Source organism: Klebsiella sp. GL120222-02 (assembly GCF_003097195.1).
GTDB classification, from domain to species: domain Bacteria; phylum Pseudomonadota; class Gammaproteobacteria; order Enterobacterales; family Enterobacteriaceae; genus Klebsiella; species Klebsiella variicola.
On record NZ_QEQO01000008.1, the window covers coordinates 89,343 to 106,782 of the forward strand.

At 56.9% G+C, this 17,440-nt stretch carries 14 protein-coding genes; 13 read left to right on the top strand and 1 reads right to left on the bottom strand.

All coding sequences use genetic code 11. From position 1 onward, the window contains the following. Positions 1-78: 78 nt before the first annotated feature. Positions 79-1,296, bottom strand: coding sequence for an alanine transaminase AlaA (gene alaA / locus N438_RS21525; RefSeq protein ID WP_008803944.1), 1,218 nt, complete (start codon positions 1,294-1,296; stop codon positions 79-81). 876 nt (positions 1,297-2,172) lie between these two features. On the opposite strand from alaA, the gene N438_RS21535 reads away from it, so the two are divergent. The 13 genes from N438_RS21535 (at position 2,173) to nuoM (ending at position 17,439) form a co-directional block, all read left to right on the top strand. Continuing rightward, positions 2,173-3,099, top strand: coding sequence for a LysR family transcriptional regulator (locus N438_RS21535; RefSeq protein WP_008803945.1), 927 nt, complete (start codon positions 2,173-2,175; stop codon positions 3,097-3,099). Positions 3,100-3,747: 648 nt separating this feature from the next. Then, positions 3,748-4,194, top strand: a complete 447-nt coding sequence (gene nuoA / locus N438_RS21550; protein ID WP_002913181.1) for an NADH-quinone oxidoreductase subunit NuoA — start codon at positions 3,748-3,750, stop codon at positions 4,192-4,194. Between the two features lie 15 nt (positions 4,195-4,209). Continuing rightward, a complete protein-coding gene (gene nuoB, locus N438_RS21555; protein ID WP_002913178.1) occupies positions 4,210-4,884 on the top strand; it encodes an NADH-quinone oxidoreductase subunit NuoB in 675 nt (224 codons plus the stop codon). A gap of 87 nt (positions 4,885-4,971) precedes the next feature. Next, positions 4,972-6,780, top strand: coding sequence for an NADH-quinone oxidoreductase subunit C/D (nuoC, locus tag N438_RS21560; protein WP_008803946.1), 1,809 nt, complete (start codon positions 4,972-4,974; stop codon positions 6,778-6,780). A gap of 2 nt (positions 6,781-6,782) precedes the next feature. After that, complete coding sequence (nuoE, locus tag N438_RS21565) at positions 6,783-7,283, top strand: NADH-quinone oxidoreductase subunit NuoE (protein ID WP_002913160.1); 501 nt, start codon at positions 6,783-6,785, stop codon at positions 7,281-7,283. Further along, entirely contained in the window at positions 7,280-8,617 is a 1,338-nt protein-coding gene (nuoF, locus tag N438_RS21570; protein ID WP_002913158.1) for an NADH-quinone oxidoreductase subunit NuoF, read from the top strand. The genes nuoE and nuoF overlap by 4 nt, the downstream gene beginning before the upstream one ends. A gap of 31 nt (positions 8,618-8,648) precedes the next feature. After that, a complete protein-coding gene (nuoG, locus tag N438_RS21575; RefSeq protein WP_008803947.1) occupies positions 8,649-11,375 on the top strand; it encodes an NADH-quinone oxidoreductase subunit NuoG in 2,727 nt (908 codons plus the stop codon). Then, complete coding sequence (gene nuoH / locus N438_RS21580; protein ID WP_002913156.1) at positions 11,372-12,349, top strand: NADH-quinone oxidoreductase subunit NuoH; 978 nt, start codon at positions 11,372-11,374, stop codon at positions 12,347-12,349. The genes nuoG and nuoH overlap by 4 nt, the downstream gene beginning before the upstream one ends. Before the next feature lie 14 nt (positions 12,350-12,363). After that, the gene (nuoI, locus tag N438_RS21585; RefSeq protein ID WP_008803948.1) at positions 12,364-12,906 is read left to right on the top strand and encodes an NADH-quinone oxidoreductase subunit NuoI; all 543 of its coding nucleotides are present in this window, start codon (positions 12,364-12,366) and stop codon (positions 12,904-12,906) included. Between the two features lie 10 nt (positions 12,907-12,916). Next, entirely contained in the window at positions 12,917-13,471 is a 555-nt protein-coding gene (nuoJ, locus tag N438_RS21590; RefSeq protein ID WP_004201743.1) for an NADH-quinone oxidoreductase subunit J, read from the top strand. Next, positions 13,468-13,770 (top strand): NADH-quinone oxidoreductase subunit NuoK, encoded by a 303-nt coding sequence (gene nuoK, locus N438_RS21595; RefSeq protein ID WP_002913148.1) that lies wholly within the window; start codon positions 13,468-13,470, stop codon positions 13,768-13,770. Before nuoJ ends, nuoK begins: the two co-directional genes overlap by 4 nt. Further along, positions 13,767-15,608, top strand: a complete 1,842-nt coding sequence (gene nuoL / locus N438_RS21600) for an NADH-quinone oxidoreductase subunit L (RefSeq protein WP_049162180.1) — start codon at positions 13,767-13,769, stop codon at positions 15,606-15,608. The genes nuoK and nuoL overlap by 4 nt, the downstream gene beginning before the upstream one ends. 301 nt (positions 15,609-15,909) lie before the next feature. Further along, positions 15,910-17,439 (top strand): NADH-quinone oxidoreductase subunit M, encoded by a 1,530-nt coding sequence (gene nuoM, locus N438_RS21605; RefSeq protein ID WP_039102398.1) that lies wholly within the window; start codon positions 15,910-15,912, stop codon positions 17,437-17,439. Position 17,440 lies beyond the last annotated feature (1 nt).

A 17,440-nucleotide genomic window follows, 5' to 3' on the forward strand; every position in this document is an offset into this window, starting at 1 on the left:
AACCCTTAATCAGTGACAACATCGGGTTCCATTGTGCGCAGGGATCGCCGCCGGATGCAAATGCCGGCGGCGTAGCGATTAAAGCTGGTGGTAGCCGGAGAGGAAGCGGCCAAAGCGGGAGATCGCCATCTCCAGGTCGTCTTCACGAGGCAGCGTCACAATGCGCACATGATCCGGCCACGGCCAGTTGAACGCGGTACCCTGCACCAGCAGGACTTTCTCCTGCAACAGGAAGTCGAGCACCATTTTCTGGTCGTCGTGAATATTGAAGCGTTTGGCATCGATTTTCGGGAACATATACAACGCGCCTTTTGGCTTCATGCAGGAGACACCCGGAATATCGTTGATCAGCTCCCAGGCGCGGTTGCGTTGTTCATACAGGCGCCCGCCGGGAATGATGAATTCGCTGATACTCTGGTAGCCGCCCAGCGCCGTCTGGATAGCATGTTGTGCCGGCACGTTGGCGCACAGACGCATCGACGCCAGCATCTCCAGGCCTTCGATATAGCCCTTCGCGTGTTTTTTCGGGCCATTCAGCACCATCCACCCCTGACGGAAACCGGCAACACGGTAGGTTTTCGACAGTCCGTTGAAGGTCACGGTCAGCAGATCTGGCGCCAGAGCAGCAATCGAGTGATGCTGGGCTTCGTCGTAGAGGATCTTATCGTAGATCTCATCGGCGAAAATAATCAGGTTATGCTGCCGGGCGATCTCGACGATCTCCTGCAGCAGTTCTTTGGAATAGACTGCGCCGGTGGGGTTGTTGGGGTTAATGATCACGATCCCGCGGGTGCGCGGCGTGATTTTTGCGCGGATATCGTCAAGATCCGGGAACCAGTCAGCGGATTCGTCACACAGATAGTGGACCGCTTTGCCACTGGAAAGCGACACCGCCGCCGTCCACAGTGGGTAGTCCGGCGCGGGAACCAGCATCTCATCGCCGCTGTTTAACAGCGCCTGCATCGCCTGCACAATCAGTTCGGACACGCCGTTGCCGATGTAAATATCTTCTACCGTGACATCACGCATTCCCCGGGCCTGGTAATGCTGCATGATGGCTTTGCGCGCCGAATACAACCCTTTCGAATCGCAGTAACCCTGGGCAGTAGGCAGATTGCGGATGACGTCGACGAGGATCTCGTCAGGGGCCTCGAAGCCGAATGGCGCCGGGTTGCCGATGTTCAGTTTCAGAACTTTATTGCCTTCTTCCTCAAGACGTTTCGCTTCTTTCAGAACCGGGCCACGGATGTCGTAACAGACGTTCTCTAACTTGCTGGATTTTTCGATGGGGGACATGAATCTTGACCTTTTAGCTGTTATCGCCACTCCCTGCCGTGGAAGTCAGCACGGAACAATGTACTCCGCATCCCCGCTGTTTTGAAGGCTTTGCAGGAGAAGATTTTGCTAACGCAGGATTTTAAGCGTAATTGATTTATCTGCCGCTTACGGTTTTAGGTTGTAGGTTATACCTGCTTATGATGCTTTTTTTGGTCGTATATGTAGACCATATGCCTTTTTTGCCATCATTTATCTGGTTTGTTTGTGTGACGAAGGGGCGAACGAAGAATGTTGGCAGACTAAACAACGCTATCCTTAATACAATAGGGACTGATTTGTAATTTTGATGTTAAATAATATCAATAAAAAACAGTCCGCGGGGGCATTATTATTATTTTTGACAGGTAATAATCTGAGGTTTGTTAATTTATATAAAACGTTGAAAAAAATTTAAAATTATCTGAGTTAATCCTTATTTAGGCTTATAAAAAGGGCGGGAATCGGTTAGAATATCGCCGTTAATATCAGTGGTAGCCGGTAAGCACTCCGGTTGGATTGATGTTTAATATATTGTTATTACAGGATTTTATTGTTCATTCTTCCCTGTGTGAACGCGCGGTGGAAGAGAGACTTTCTCACCACCACTGGCCGCTTTTCCGGAGCGACGCATGACACCTGGCTGGCCGTGGTAATAAATAACAATGAGAAATACGAACAATATATTACTCCGTGGTTCTGCGCATTTGCCCAGACGAGTACTTTGGCATGTAATAACGTTCGTCCAGTTGTTTATCCGCCATCTGACGGTGAGCACGAGGCTCAGGGAATAGCCGGAAACCTGGCGCAAAGCATCAACAAGGCAGGTCAGCGTTAGCCACCTGTAAGTGAAGAAAGATGATTAATACAACACGTCCGATACTCAACCTTGATCTCGATCTGCTGCGCACCTTTGTGGCGGTCGCTGATTTGAACACCTTCGCCGCTGCCGCCGCCGCAGTGTGTCGTACCCAGTCCGCGGTCAGCCAGCAAATGCAACGCCTGGAGCAGCTGGTCGGCAAAGAGCTTTTCGCCCGTCACGGGCGTAATAAACTGCTGACTGAGCAAGGCATCCAGCTACTGGGCTATGCCCGCAAGATCCTGCGTTTTAACGATGAAGCCTGCATGTCGCTGATGTATGGCAGCCTGCAAGGTGGATTGACCATCGGCGCGTCGGAAGAAACGGCCGATACCATCCTGCCGTTTTTATTAAACCGCATCGGCTGCTTCTATCCCAGAATGACGCTGGAGATCAAAGTGCATCCCCATGCCGCCATCATGGCGATGCTGGCCGAGGGGCGGGTGGATCTGGCGCTGACCACCCATCAGCCTCCCGGCTTTACCTCTTTCATCCTGAGAACGTCACCGACCCTCTGGTACTGTGCGGCGGAATATGTGCTGGCGAAAGGGGAGTCTATTCCCCTGATCCTGCTCGAAGAGCCAGGTCCATTCCGCCAGGATATTATTGCCGCGCTGGAGGCGGCCCGCGTCCCATGGCATCTGGCCCATGGCGCTTCGTCTCTCTCCGGGGTGAAAGCGGCGGTCAAAGCCGGGCTGGGCGTCACCGCGCGACCCGTCGAAATGATGAGCCCCGATTTGCGCGTGGCTGGCATCAGCGATGGATTGCCTGGCCTGCCGGATACCCGGTATGTGGTCAGTTGCAATCCGCAGACGGTGAGCGAGCTGCCGCAGGTGATTTTTCAGTCACTGAGTCAGGAGAGCGACCCCTGGCGAACGGGGCCGGCACTTACTCCGCAAGAGGGAGATAACACCTTCATTTTGTGAGGGCAATTTTCTAACAAACATCACAAAAACTGGTAACAGAATGTAAGTGAGCAAAAAGAGCCTCAGGGGAGGGTTTCCCGCCTGGTGGCTCTTTTTTTTGCACTATTATTGATGTTTTGAATGTTTTTTTTATTTCTTTCCTGAAAAATCAGCGTATTGGCGTGACCGGGCGCTCACCTTGTCGACTTTTCCCTGCACTTTCAACACTTCCTGCTAATGTTAAAAAACCGGACGGATTGTTGCCGATTTCCTGGGGTAATTAACAAAACCGTGTCACAGATCAAGAAAATACCCCTCTTTGGGGGGAGGAATCGAGGCTAAATCCTGTCAAAATAGAAGGGATTTTTGATTTACGACGGAAACGGACACGATTCAACAACACTAAAACCGAACAGTATGCAAGGTTATTTCGCATAAAAGGGCATTTAATGTTAATGAAAAGATTCCAATGTAAATTAATGTTATGAAAACTTTTGTTAAAGTTGACAAAAGGTTAAAGAAAGGGGTAAAAAGCCACGGCATCTGGGCTTCTCACATCAACCAGGGACGCTTTTTTGCACGGTTTTTTTATTCCTCCCGTGAAACGCTGTGGCGTTCATCTGCCAGTAAGAGCAGAGGGTTTTGGCGCTACACTTTTTTGGTTAAGCAATGCGTATGTCAACATCCACTGAAGTCATCGCTCATCATTGGGCATTCGCTATATTTCTCATCATCGCTATCGGCCTGTGCTGCCTCATGCTCGTCGGCGGCTGGTACCTTGGCGGTCGCGCGCGCGCGCGTAGCAAAAACACGCCGTTTGAATCGGGGATTGACTCCGTTGGTTCGGCCCGCTTACGTCTTTCTGCGAAGTTTTATCTGGTTGCCATGTTCTTCGTTATCTTCGACGTGGAAGCCCTGTATCTCTACGCATGGTCGACTTCTATCCGCGAGAGCGGCTGGGTCGGCTTTGTGGAAGCCGCAATTTTCATTTTAGTGCTACTGGCTGGTCTGGTTTATCTCGTTCGCATCGGCGCACTGGACTGGACGCCTGCGCGTTCCCGTCGCACGCTGGTTAACCCGGAAACAGACAGTCCCACTAACCGTCATATGCAGTAAAAGCGAGGCAATAAGATGGATTATACGCTCACCCGCATAGATCCTAACGGTGAGAACGACCGTTACCCCCTGCAGAAACAGGAGATCGTCACCGACCCCTTGGAGCAGGAAGTCAATAAAAGCGTGTATATGGGGAAACTCGAGCATGCGCTGCATGACATGGTGAACTGGGGCCGTAAGAACTCAATTTGGCCGTATAACTTCGGCCTTTCTTGCTGTTATGTGGAAATGGTGACGTCATTCACTGCGGTGCATGACGTTGCGCGTTTTGGGGCAGAAGTTCTGCGCGCCTCTCCGCGTCAGGCGGACCTGATGGTGGTCGCTGGAACCTGCTTTACCAAAATGGCGCCGGTTATTCAGCGTCTGTACGATCAGATGCTGGAGCCGAAGTGGGTGATCTCCATGGGCGCCTGCGCTAACTCCGGCGGCATGTACGACATCTATTCCGTCGTCCAGGGCGTGGATAAATTCATTCCGGTCGATGTGTACATCCCGGGCTGCCCGCCGCGTCCAGAGGCCTATATGCAGGCGCTGATGCTGCTGCAGGAGTCCATTGGTAAAGAACGTCGTCCGCTCTCATGGGTGGTTGGCGATCAGGGCGTTTATCGCGCCAATATGCAGTCGGAACGCGAGCGTAAACGCGGCGAACGTATTGCAGTGACCAATCTGCGGACGCCGGACGAGATTTAATTTGCGCCTGCGGGCGGGAGTACCACTTCGCAAATCAATCTACAACAACGCGAAGTCTCGCCCGGCAGTCACCACGGACCTTTTGCAATGGTGAACAATATGACCGATTTAACCGCGCATGACGCCGCACCAGCCTGGCAAACCCGCGATCACCTTGATGACCCGGTGATCGGCGAACTGCGCAACCGCTTTGGGCCGGATGCCTTTACCGTTCAGCCAACCCGCACCGGCGTACCGGTGGTGTGGGTGAAGCGTGAGCAACTGCTTGAGGTGGGTGATTTCCTGAAGAAATTGCCGAAGCCTTACGTGATGTTGTTTGACCTGCACGGCATGGACGAACGTCTGCGCACCCACCGCGATGGCCTGCCCGCCGCGGATTTTTCCGTTTTCTATCATCTGATTTCTATCGACCGCAACCGCGACATCATGCTCAAGGTGGCGCTGTCTGAAAATGATCTGCATCTGCCGACTTTCACCAAACTGTTCCCCAACGCCAACTGGTATGAGCGTGAAACCTGGGAAATGTTTGGCATGACCTTCGATGGCCACCCGAACCTGCGCCGTATCATGATGCCGCCGACCTGGGAAGGCCACCCGCTGCGTAAAGACTATCCGGCGCGCGCTACCGAATTCGATCCGTTTGAGCTGACCAAAGCCAAGCAGGATCTGGAGATGGAAGCGTTGACCTTCAAACCGGAAGAGTGGGGCATGAAGCGCAGCACCGACAACGAGGACTTCATGTTCCTCAACCTCGGTCCGAACCACCCGTCGGCCCACGGTGCATTCCGTATTATTCTGCAGCTGGATGGCGAAGAGATCGTCGACTGCGTACCGGACATCGGTTATCACCACCGCGGCGCCGAGAAGATGGGCGAGCGTCAGTCCTGGCACAGCTACATCCCGTATACCGACCGTATTGAATACCTCGGCGGCTGCGTCAACGAGATGCCGTACGTGCTGGCGGTGGAAAAACTGGCCGGGATCACCGTGCCGGATCGCGTGAATGTGATCCGCGTGATGCTCTCCGAACTGTTCCGCATCAACAGCCACCTGCTGTATATCTCGACCTTTATTCAGGACGTCGGCGCGATGACGCCGGTCTTCTTCGCCTTTACCGATCGGCAGAAAATTTACGATCTGGTGGAAGCGATTACCGGGTTCCGTATGCACCCGGCGTGGTTCCGCATCGGCGGTGTCGCGCACGATCTGCCGCGTGGCTGGGATCGCCTGCTGCGGGAATTCCTCGAGTGGATGCCGAAGCGTCTGGATTCTTACGAGAAAGCCGCGCTGCGCAACACTATTCTGAAAGGCCGTTCCGTCGGCGTGGCAGCCTATACCGCCAAAGAGGCGCTGGAGTGGGGCACCACCGGCGCAGGCCTGCGCGCCACCGGTATCGGCTTCGACGTGCGTAAATGGCGTCCTTATTCTGGCTATGAAAACTTCGACTTCGAAGTCCCGACCGGGGGCGGCGTCTCTGACTGCTACACCCGCGTGATGCTGAAAGTCGAAGAGCTGCGCCAGAGCCTGCGCATTCTTCAGCAGTGCCTCGACAACATGCCGGAAGGCCCGTTCAAAGCGGATCACCCGCTGACCACGCCGCCGCCGAAAGAGCGCACGCTGCAGCATATCGAAACCCTGATCACCCACTTCCTGCAGGTATCGTGGGGCCCGGTGATGCCGGCCAACGAATCCTTCCAGATGATTGAGGCGACCAAAGGGATTAACAGTTACTACCTGACCAGCGACGGCAGCACCATGAGCTACCGTACCCGCGTGCGTACGCCGAGCTTTGCGCATCTGCAGCAGATCCCGTCGGCGATCCGCGGCAGCCTGGTATCCGACCTGATCGTCTATCTGGGTAGTATCGATTTTGTTATGTCAGACGTGGACCGCTAATTATGCACGAGAATCAACAACCACAAACCGAGGCTTTTGAGCTGAGTGCGGCTGAGCGTGAGGCTATTGAGCACGAGAAGCACCACTACGAAGACCCGCGTGCGGCGTCCATCGAAGCGCTGAAAATTGTCCAAAAACAGCGTGGCTGGGTGCCGGATGGGGCGATCTATGCGATCGCTGATGTGCTGGGGATCCCGGCCAGCGACGTCGAAGGCGTGGCAACATTTTACAGCCAGATTTTCCGTCAGCCGGTTGGCCGTCACGTGATCCGCTACTGCGACAGCGTGGTGTGCCACATTACCGGCTATCAGGGTATTCAGGCTGCGATTGAGAAGAAGCTCAATATCAAGCCAGGGCAGACCACCTTCGATGGCCGCTTCACGCTGCTGCCGACCTGTTGCCTGGGCAACTGCGACAAGGGACCGACCATGATGATTGATGAGGATACTCACAGTCATCTGACGCCGGAGGCAATTCCTGACCTGCTGGAGCAGTACAAATGAAAACCGTAATTCGTACTGCGGAAACGCATCCGCTCACCTGGCGTCTGCGCGACGACAAGCAGCCGGTATGGCTGGACGAATATCGCAGCAAAAACGGTTACGAAGGGGCACGTAAAGCCCTGACCGGGATGGCGCCGGATGAGATTGTCACGGCGGTAAAAGACGCTGGCCTGAAAGGGCGCGGCGGCGCGGGCTTCTCCACGGGTCTGAAGTGGAGCCTGATGCCGAAAGACGAATCCATGAACATCCGTTACCTGCTGTGTAACGCCGATGAAATGGAGCCGGGCACCTATAAAGACCGTCTGCTGATGGAGCAGCTGCCGCACCTGCTGGTGGAAGGCATGCTGATCTCCGCGTTTGCGCTGAAAGCGTACCGCGGCTACATCTTCCTGCGCGGCGAATATATCGAAGCGGCCCAGCATCTGCGTCGTGCGATTGCCGAAGCCACTGAAGCGGGCCTGTTGGGGAAAAACATCCTTGGCACCGGGTTTGACTTCGAACTGTTTGTCCACACCGGGGCAGGGCGCTATATCTGCGGTGAAGAGACGGCGCTGATCAACTCCCTGGAAGGCCGGCGTGCTAACCCGCGCTCCAAGCCGCCGTTCCCGGCGAGCTCCGGCGTGTGGGGCAAGCCGACTTGCGTCAACAACGTGGAAACCCTGTGCAACGTGCCGGCGATCCTCGCCAACGGCGTCGAGTGGTACCAGAACATTTCCACCAGCAAAGATGCTGGCACCAAGCTGATGGGCTTCTCCGGCCGGGTGAAGAATCCGGGCGTCTGGGAGCTGCCGTTCGGCACCACCGCGCGTGAGATCCTCGAAGATTACGCCGGCGGCATGCGCGATGGCCTGAAGTTTAAAGCCTGGCAGCCGGGTGGGGCAGGGACCGACTTCCTGACCGAAGCGCATCTTGACCTGCCGATGGAGTTCGAAAGCATTGGTAAAGCGGGCAGCCGTCTGGGCACCTCGCTGGCGATGGCCGTTGACCATGAGATCAATATGGTCTCGCTGGTGCGTAACCTCGAAGAGTTCTTTGCCCGCGAGTCCTGCGGCTGGTGTACGCCGTGCCGTGATGGTCTGCCGTGGAGCGTGAAGATCCTGCGTGCCCTGGAGCGCGGCGAAGGCCAGCCTGGCGATATCGAAACGCTTGAGCAACTGTGTCGATTCCTGGGCCCGGGTAAAACCTTCTGCGCGCACGCGCCGGGTGCGGTCGAACCGCTACAGAGCGCGATTAAATATTTCCGCGAAGAATTCGAGGCTGGCATTAAGCAGCAGTTCAGCAATACCCATGCAATCAACGGGATTCAGCCGAACCTGCTTAAGACGCGCTGGTAATCAAAGGTTTTTTATTTTTGGAAGCACGCAAATGGCTACGATTCATGTAGACGGCAAAGAATACGAGGTCAACGGGGCGGACAACCTGCTAGAGGCTTGTCTCTCTCTTGGTCTTGATATTCCCTACTTTTGCTGGCACCCGGCGCTAGGGAGCGTCGGTGCTTGCCGCCAGTGTGCGGTGAAGCAATATCAGAACGCGGAAGACACGCGTGGTCGCCTGGTGATGTCCTGTATGACTCCGGCATCCGACGGCACCTTTATTTCTATTGACGACGGCGAAGCGAAGCAGTTCCGCGAAAGCGTGGTGGAGTGGTTGATGACTAACCACCCGCACGACTGCCCGGTCTGTGAAGAAGGGGGCAACTGCCACCTGCAGGATATGACGGTGATGACCGGCCATAGTTTCCGCCGCTATCGTTTCACCAAGCGTACCCACCGCAATCAGGATCTGGGGCCGTTTATTTCGCACGAAATGAACCGCTGCATCGCCTGTTACCGCTGCGTGCGCTACTACAAAGATTATGCCGACGGCACCGACCTGGGCGTCTATGGCGCGCACGACAACGTCTACTTCGGTCGCCCGGAAGATGGCACCCTGGAAAGCGAGTTCTCCGGCAACCTGGTGGAAGTCTGCCCGACCGGCGTCTTCACCGACAAAACGCACTCCGAGCGTTACAACCGTAAGTGGGACATGCAGTTTGCGCCGAGCATCTGCCAGCAGTGTTCCATCGGCTGCAACATCAGCCCGGGCGAACGCTATGGCGAGCTGCGTCGTATCGAAAACCGCTATAACGGGACCGTTAACCGCTACTTCCTCTGCGACCGCGGTCGCTTCGGCTATGGCTATGTCAACCTGAAAGACCGTCCGCGTCAGCCGGTGCAGCGCCGCGGCGACGATCTGATCACTCTCAACGCCGAGCAGGCGATGCAGGGCGCGGCAGATATCCTGCGCCAGTCGAAGAAAGTGATCGGTATTGGCTCCCCGCGCGCCAGCATCGAAAGCAACTTTGCGCTGCGTGAGCTGGTGGGCGCCGACAACTTCTATACCGGCATCGCCAAAGGCGAACAAGCGCGCCTGCAGATGATGCTGAAAGTGCTGCGTGAAGGTGGGGTCCATACCCCAAGCCTGCGCGATATCGAATCCTACGATGCGGTACTGGTGCTGGGCGAAGACATTACCCAGACCGGCGCGCGCGTGGCCCTGGCAGTCCGCCAGGCGGTGAAAGGGAAAGCACGCGAAATGGCAGCGGCGCAGAAAGTAGCCGACTGGCAGATCGCCGCGATCCTCAACATCGGGCAGCGCGCCAAGCACCCGTTATTCGTCACCAACATCGATGACACCCGCCTGGATGACATTGCCGCGTGGACCTACCGCGCGCCGGTGGAAGATCAGGCGCGTCTGGGCTTCGCCATCGCTCATGCGCTGGACGACAGCGCGCCGGCGGTTGATGGCCTGAGCCAGGACCTGAAGGGTAAGGTTGACGTGATTGTCCAGGCGCTGGCCGGAGCGAAAAAACCACTGATTATCTCCGGAACCAACGCTGGCAGCATGGAGATCATCCAGGCCGCCGCTAACGTCGCAAAAGCCCTGAAAGGCCGCGGCGCCGACGTCGGCGTGACCATGGTCGCCCGCGCGGTGAACAGCGTCGGTCTGGGCATGATCGGCGGCGGCTCGCTTGAAGAGGCGCTGGACGAACTGGAAAGCGGCGCCGCCGACGCGGTTATCGTGCTGGAAAACGACCTTCACCGTCATGCTTCCGCCGCGCGCGTTGACGCTGCGCTGGCGAAAGCCCCGCTGGTGATGGTGGTTGACCATCAGCGCACCGCGATTATGGACAAAGCGCACCTGGTGCTCTCTGCCGCAAGCTTTGCGGAAAGCGACGGGACTGTGGTGAACAACGAAGGCCGCGCCCAGCGTTTCTTCCAGGTTTACGATCCGGCTTACTACGATGCGAAAACCGTGATGCTGGAGAGCTGGCGCTGGCTGCATTCGCTGCACAGCACCGTCAACAACCGTCAGGTTGACTGGACGCAGCTGGACCACGTCATCGATGCGGCGATTGCCGCGCTGCCGCAGCTGGCGGGCATTAAAGATGCCGCGCCGGATGCGACCTTCCGCATCCGCGGTCAGAAGCTGGCGCGTGAACCACACCGCTACAGCGGCCGCACGGCGATGCGCGCCAACATCAGCGTGCACGAGCCGCGTCAGCCGCAGGATAAAGACACCATGTTCGCCTTCTCCATGGAAGGGAACAACCAGCCGTCCGCCCCGCGTTCGCAGATCCCGTTCGCCTGGGCGCCGGGCTGGAACTCCCCGCAGGCATGGAACAAGTTCCAGGATGAAGTGGGCGGGAAACTGCGCCACGGCGATCCGGGTGTTCGACTGTTTGAAGCGTCCGCCAACGGGCTGGAGTATTTCACCGCGGTGCCGGCCAGCTTCCAGGCGGAAGAGGGCAAATGGCGTATCGCGCCGTATTACCACCTGTTTGGTAGCGATGAGCTGTCACAGCGCGCGCCGGTGTTCGAGAGCCGGATGCCTGAGCCGTACATCAAGCTGAATCCGGCGGATGCCGCGAAGCTGGGCGTTAACGCGGGGGCAATGCTCTCCTTTAGCGTGGAAGGCCAGACCCTGCGTCTGCCGCTGGTTATCTCTGAAGGCCTGACCGCAGGACAGGTTGGCTTACCGATGGGCATGCCGGGCATTGCGCCGGTGCTGACAGGATCGCGTATTGATTCACTGCAGGAGGCGAAAGCATGAGCTGGTTAACGCCGGATCTTATCGACATTCTGTTAAGCATCCTGAAGGCCGTGGTCATTCTGCTGGTGGTCGTCACCTGCGGTGCGTTCATGAGCTTCGGCGAGCGTCGTCTGCTCGGCTTGTTCCAGAACCGCTACGGACCTAACCGCGTCGGCTGGGGCGGTTCGCTGCAGCTGGTCGCCGACATGATCAAGATGTTCTTCAAAGAGGACTGGATCCCGCGCTTCTCCGATCGCGTGATCTTTACTCTGGCGCCGGTTATCGCCTTTACCTCGCTGCTGCTGGCCTTTGCTATCGTGCCGGTCAGCCCGACGTGGGTGGTGGCTGACCTGAACATCGGCATCCTGTTCTTCCTGATGATGGCAGGCCTGGCGGTCTATGCGGTGCTGTTCGCCGGCTGGTCGAGCAACAACAAATACTCGCTGCTGGGGGCGATGCGTGCTTCCGCGCAGACCCTGAGCTACGAAGTGTTTCTCGGTCTCTCCCTGATGGGCGTGGTGGCGCAGGCGGGGTCATTCAATATGACCGATATCGTCAACAACCAGGCGCATCTGTGGAACGTCATTCCGCAGTTCTTCGGCTTCGTCACTTTCGCCATCGCCGGCGTGGCGGTGTGTCACCGTCACCCGTTCGACCAGCCGGAAGCGGAGCAGGAACTGGCCGATGGTTACCACATTGAATATTCCGGCATGAAATTCGGTCTGTTCTTCGTCGGTGAATACATCGGTATCGTCACCGTTTCAGCGCTGATCGTCACGCTGTTCTTCGGCGGCTGGAATGGCCCGTGGTTACCACCTTTCATCTGGTTCGCGCTGAAAACCGCGTTCTTCATGATGATGTTCATTTTGATCCGCGCATCATTACCGCGTCCGCGCTATGACCAGGTAATGTCCTTTGGCTGGAAGGTATGCCTGCCGTTAACGCTGGTCAACTTGTTGGTAACGGCGGCTGTCATTCTCTGGCAGGCGCAATAAGGGGTGAATTGAACATGACCTTAAAAGAATTATTGGTGGGGTTCGGCACCCAGGTCCGTAGTATCTGGATGATTGGCCTGCATGCCTTCGCCAAACGTGAAACCCGGATGTATCCGGAAGAGCCGGTCTATCTGCCGCCGCGCTACCGCGGCCGCATCGTGCTGACCCGCGATCCGGACGGTGCAGAGCGCTGCGTTGCCTGTAACCTGTGTGCGGTAGCCTGCCCGGTGGGCTGTATCTCGCTGCAGAAAGCAGAGACCAAAGACGGCCGCTGGTATCCGGAGTTCTTCCGTATCAACTTCTCACGCTGCATTTTCTGCGGCCTGTGCGAAGAAGCGTGCCCGACCACGGCGATCCAGTTGACCCCGGACTTCGAACTGGGTGAATACAAGCGTCAGGATCTGGTGTACGAAAAAGAGGATCTGCTGATTTCCGGTCCGGGCAAATACCCGGAATATAACTTCTACCGGATGGCGGGTATGGCAATCGACGGCAAAGATAAAGGTGAAGCGGAAAACGAAGCTAAGCCAATCGACGTCAAGAGCCTGTTACCGTAAGGAGAGGGCAATGGAATTCGCTTTTTATATCTGTGGCCTGATAGCCATCCTCGCAACCTTGCGGGTCGTCACCCACACCAATCCGGTGCATGCGCTGCTGTACCTGATTATTTCGCTGCTGGCGATTGCCGGGGTGTTCTTTTCGCTGGGCGCTTACTTTGCTGGTGCGCTGGAAATCATCGTCTACGCCGGGGCCATTATGGTGCTGTTCGTCTTTGTGGTGATGATGCTCAACCTGGGTGGCAGCGAGATCGAACAGGAACGCAAATGGCTGCAGCCGGGGATCTGGATTGGCCCGGCCATCCTTTCCGCAGTGCTGCTGGTGGTTATCGTTTACGCCATCCTGGGTATTAACGACCAGGGTATCGACGGCGCGGCGATCAACGCCAAAGAAGTGGGTATTGCGCTGTTTGGGCCGTACGTCCTGGCGGTGGAGCTGGCCTCCATGCTGCTGCTGGCGGGCCTGGTGGTCGCCTTCCACATCGGCCGCGAAGAGCGTGCCGGTGAGGTACTGAGCAACCGCGTGAACGACAGCGACAAAAGAAAAACGGAGGAACACGCATGATCCCCTTAACACATGGACTGATCCTCGCGGCCATCCTGTTTGTGCTTGGTCTGACGGGGCTGGTGATCCGCCGCAATCTGCTGTTTATGTTGATTAGCCTGGAAATCATGATTAACGCCGCCGCGCTGGCCTTTGTGGTAGCGGGTAGCTACTGGGGCCAGGCAGATGGTCAGATAATGTATATCCTCGCCATCAGCCTCGCGGCTGCGGAAGCGAGTATCGGCCTGGCGCTGCTGCTGCAGCTCCATCGTCGCCGCCAGAACCTGAACATCGATTCAGTAAGTGAGTTGCGTGGATGAACATGCTTGCCTTAACCATTCTTTTGCCATTGATTGGCTTTGTGCTGCTGGCCTTCTCCCGCGGGCGCTGGTCGGAAAACCTTTCCGCCACCGTTGGCATGGGGTCGGTAGGCCTGGCGGCGCTGGTCACCGCGTACGTTGGCGTCGACTTTTTCGCTAACGGCAAACAAGCGGTCAGCGTACCGCTGTGGAACTGGATGTCGGTCGGTGATTTCAACATCGGCTTCAACCTGGTGCTGGATGGCCTGTCTCTGACCATGCTCTCCGTGGTAACCGGCGTCGGCTTCCTGATCCACATGTTTGCCTCCTGGTACATGCGCGGCGAAGAGGGCTACTCTCGCTTCTTCGCTTACACCAACCTGTTTATCGCCAGCATGGTCGTTCTGGTGCTGGCCGATAACCTGCTGTTGATGTACCTGGGTTGGGAAGGCGTGGGTCTCTGTTCGTACCTGCTGATCGGCTTCTATTACACCGATCCGAAGAACAACGCCGCGGCGATGAAAGCGTTCGTGGTCACCCGCGTCGGCGACGTGTTCCTCGCCTTCGCGCTGTTCATTCTTTATAACGAATTGGGCACCCTGAACTTCCGTGAAATGGTTGAGCTGGCGCCGCAGCACTTCGCAAACGGCAGCACCACGCTGCAGTGGGCGACGCTGATGCTGCTCGGCGGCGCGGTCGGTAAATCCGCTCAGTTGCCGCTGCAAACGTGGCTTGCCGATGCGATGGCGGGCCCAACGCCGGTCTCTGCGCTGATCCACGCGGCTACCATGGTGACCGCGGGCGTGTACCTGATTGCCCGTACCCACGGCCTGTTCCTGATGACGCCGGAAGTGCTGCATCTGGTCGGTATCGTTGGCGCAATCACGCTGGTGCTGGCGGGCTTCGCCGCGCTGGTGCAGACCGACATCAAACGTGTGCTGGCTTACTCGACCATGAGCCAGATTGGCTACATGTTCCTCGCGCTGGGCGTGCAGGCATGGGACGCAGCGATCTTCCACCTGATGACGCACGCGTTCTTTAAAGCGCTGCTGTTCCTGTCGTCCGGTTCGGTGATCCTCGCCTGCCATCATGAACAGAACATCTTCAAGATGGGCGGCCTGCGCAAATCCATTCCGCTGGTTTATGTCTGCTTCCTGGTGGGGGGCGCGGCGCTGTCCGCTCTGCCGCTTATCACCGCAGGCTTCTTCAGTAAGGACGAGATTCTGGCTGGCGCGATGGCCAACGGTCATATCAATCTGATGGTAGCGGGCCTGGTCGGCGCCTTTATGACCTCGCTGTATACCTTCCGTATGATTTTCATCGTGTTCCACGGTAAAGAGCAAATTCACGCGCACGCAGGGAAGGGGATTACCCATCATCTGCCGCTGATCGTTCTGCTGGTGCTGTCCACCTTCGTTGGCGCGCTGATTGTGCCGCCGCTGGAGGGCGTACTGCCGCAGACCACTGAGCTTGCGCACGGCAGCGTGATGACGCTGGAAATTACCTCCGGGATTATCGCGATTGCCGGCATCCTGATCGCCGCATGGTTGTGGCTGGGTAAACGTACCCTGGTGACCTCCATCGCCAACAGCGCGCCTGGCCGCTTCTTCGGTACCTGGTGGTTCCATGCCTGGGGCTTCGACTGGTTATACGACAAGGTGTTCGTGAAACCTTTCCTCGGGATTGCCTGGCTGCTGAAGAGCGATCCGCTGAATGCGTTGATGAATATCCCGGCGATTCTGTCCCGCTTCGCAGGCAAAGGTCTGCTGGTGAGCGAGAACGGTTATCTGCGCTGGTATGTGGCATCAATGAGCATCGGCGCGGTGGTGGTGCTGGCGCTGCTGATGGTATTGCGTTGAGTTTGAGGATTGGGATTGTTTCGCCCGGCGGCGCGGTGCTTGCCGGGCCTACGGGACCGTAGGTCGGGCAAGCGTTAGCGTCACCCGACAAAACAAGCCTCAATCCGAAGTGAATTTTCTGTGAGAATTCGTTGAAAATCAGGTCGTAAAGGACAGGCGTTATCGGCGAAGTCAGAGTGGACACCGCCTGCGCGGAGCAACCGGAGCGTATTAAAATGCGTGAGGATTGTGAGCACAGCCGACGTTCGCTATGACGAGTAAGATAGCCTGAACCGGACTTAAATAAGGAATAAAAATCACCATGTTATTGCCTTGGTTGATATTAATCCCCTTTATCGGCGGCTTCCTGTGCTGGCAGACCGAACGCTTTGGCGTGAAAGTGCCGCGCTGGATCGCGCTGATTACCATGGGACTGACGCTGGCGCTTGGCCTGCAGCTGTGGATGCAGGGCGGCTATTCTCTGACGCAATCCGCGGGTATTCCGCAATGGCAGTCGGAATTCGTGCTGCCGTGGATCCCACGCTTCGGCATTAGCATCCATCTGGCGATCGACGGCCTGTCGCTGCTGATGGTGGTGCTGACCGGTCTCCTCGGCGTGCTGGCGGTACTCTGTTCGTGGCGTGAAATCGAAAAATACCAGGGCTTCTTCCACCTCAACCTGATGTGGATCCTGGGCGGCGTCATCGGCGTGTTCCTCGCCATCGACATGTTCCTGTTCTTCTTCTTCTGGGAAATGATGTTGGTGCCGATGTACTTCCTGATCGCGCTGTGGGGCCACAAAGCCTCTGACGGTAAAACGCGTATCACGGCGGCCACCAAGTTCTTCATTTATACCCAGGCGAGCGGTCTGGTGATGCTGATCGCCATTCTGGCGCTGGCCTTCGTCCACTTCAACGCGACCGGCGTGTGGACCTTCAACTATGAAGATCTGCTGAAAACGCCGATGTCCCACGGCGTGGAATACCTGCTGATGCTGGGCTTCTTCATCGCCTTCGCGGTGAAAATGCCGGTGGTACCGCTGCACGGCTGGCTGCCGGACGCCCACTCCCAGGCGCCAACTGCCGGTTCCGTCGACCTCGCGGGCATCTTGCTGAAAACCGCGGCCTACGGTCTGCTGCGCTTTGCGCTGCCGCTGTTCCCGAACGCCTCCGCCGAGTTTGCGCCCATCGCCATGTGGCTGGGCGTGATCGGTATCTTCTACGGCGCGTGGATGGCCTTCGCCCAGACCGATATCAAACGTCTGATCGCTTATACCTCCGTTTCCCACATGGGCTTCGTGCTGATTGCTATCTACACCGGCAGCCAGCTGGCTTATCAGGGGGCGGTGATCCAGATGATCGCCCACGGTCTGTCCGCGGCGGGTCTGTTTATTCTGTGCGGCCAGCTGTACGAACGTCTGCACACCCGCGATATGCGTCAGATGGGCGGTTTGTGGAGCAAAATTAAATGGCTGCCGGCGATGTCGATGTTCTTCGCTGTCGCCACCCTGGGGATGCCGGGCACCGGTAACTTTGTCGGCGAATTTATGATCCTGTTCGGCAGCTATAAAGTGGTGCCGGTGATCACCGTTATCTCGACCTTTGGTCTGGTATTCGCTTCCGTTTATTCGCTGTCGATGCTGCATCGCGCCTACTTCGGTAAAGCGAAAAGCGAAATCGCGACGAAAGCGCTGCCGGGGATGTCCCTGCGTGAACTGTCTATCATCTTGCTGCTGGTGGTGCTGCTGGTGCTGTTGGGCTTCTTCCCGCAGCCGATCCTCGACACCTCGCATGCTGCGATGAGCAACATTCAGCAGTGGTTTGTTAATTCTGTTTCTACTACAAGGCCGTAAT

Coding starts and splice junctions, on each gene's coding strand:
- nuoB (WP_002913178.1), top strand. CDS start 4,210: ATGGATTATACGCTCACCCGCATAGATCCTAACGGTGAGAACGACCGT.
- nuoJ (WP_004201743.1), top strand. CDS start 12,917: ATGGAATTCGCTTTTTATATCTGTGGCCTGATAGCCATCCTCGCAACC.
- nuoC (WP_008803946.1), top strand. CDS start 4,972: ATGGTGAACAATATGACCGATTTAACCGCGCATGACGCCGCACCAGCC.
- nuoA (WP_002913181.1), top strand. CDS start 3,748: ATGCGTATGTCAACATCCACTGAAGTCATCGCTCATCATTGGGCATTC.
- nuoM (WP_039102398.1), top strand. CDS start 15,910: ATGTTATTGCCTTGGTTGATATTAATCCCCTTTATCGGCGGCTTCCTG.
- nuoI (WP_008803948.1), top strand. CDS start 12,364: ATGACCTTAAAAGAATTATTGGTGGGGTTCGGCACCCAGGTCCGTAGT.
- alaA (WP_008803944.1), bottom strand. CDS start 1,296: ATGTCCCCCATCGAAAAATCCAGCAAGTTAGAGAACGTCTGTTACGAC.
- nuoG (WP_008803947.1), top strand. CDS start 8,649: ATGGCTACGATTCATGTAGACGGCAAAGAATACGAGGTCAACGGGGCG.
- nuoH (WP_002913156.1), top strand. CDS start 11,372: ATGAGCTGGTTAACGCCGGATCTTATCGACATTCTGTTAAGCATCCTG.
- nuoL (WP_049162180.1), top strand. CDS start 13,767: ATGAACATGCTTGCCTTAACCATTCTTTTGCCATTGATTGGCTTTGTG.
- N438_RS21535 (WP_008803945.1), top strand. CDS start 2,173: ATGATTAATACAACACGTCCGATACTCAACCTTGATCTCGATCTGCTG.
- nuoK (WP_002913148.1), top strand. CDS start 13,468: ATGATCCCCTTAACACATGGACTGATCCTCGCGGCCATCCTGTTTGTG.
- nuoE (WP_002913160.1), top strand. CDS start 6,783: ATGCACGAGAATCAACAACCACAAACCGAGGCTTTTGAGCTGAGTGCG.
- nuoF (WP_002913158.1), top strand. CDS start 7,280: ATGAAAACCGTAATTCGTACTGCGGAAACGCATCCGCTCACCTGGCGT.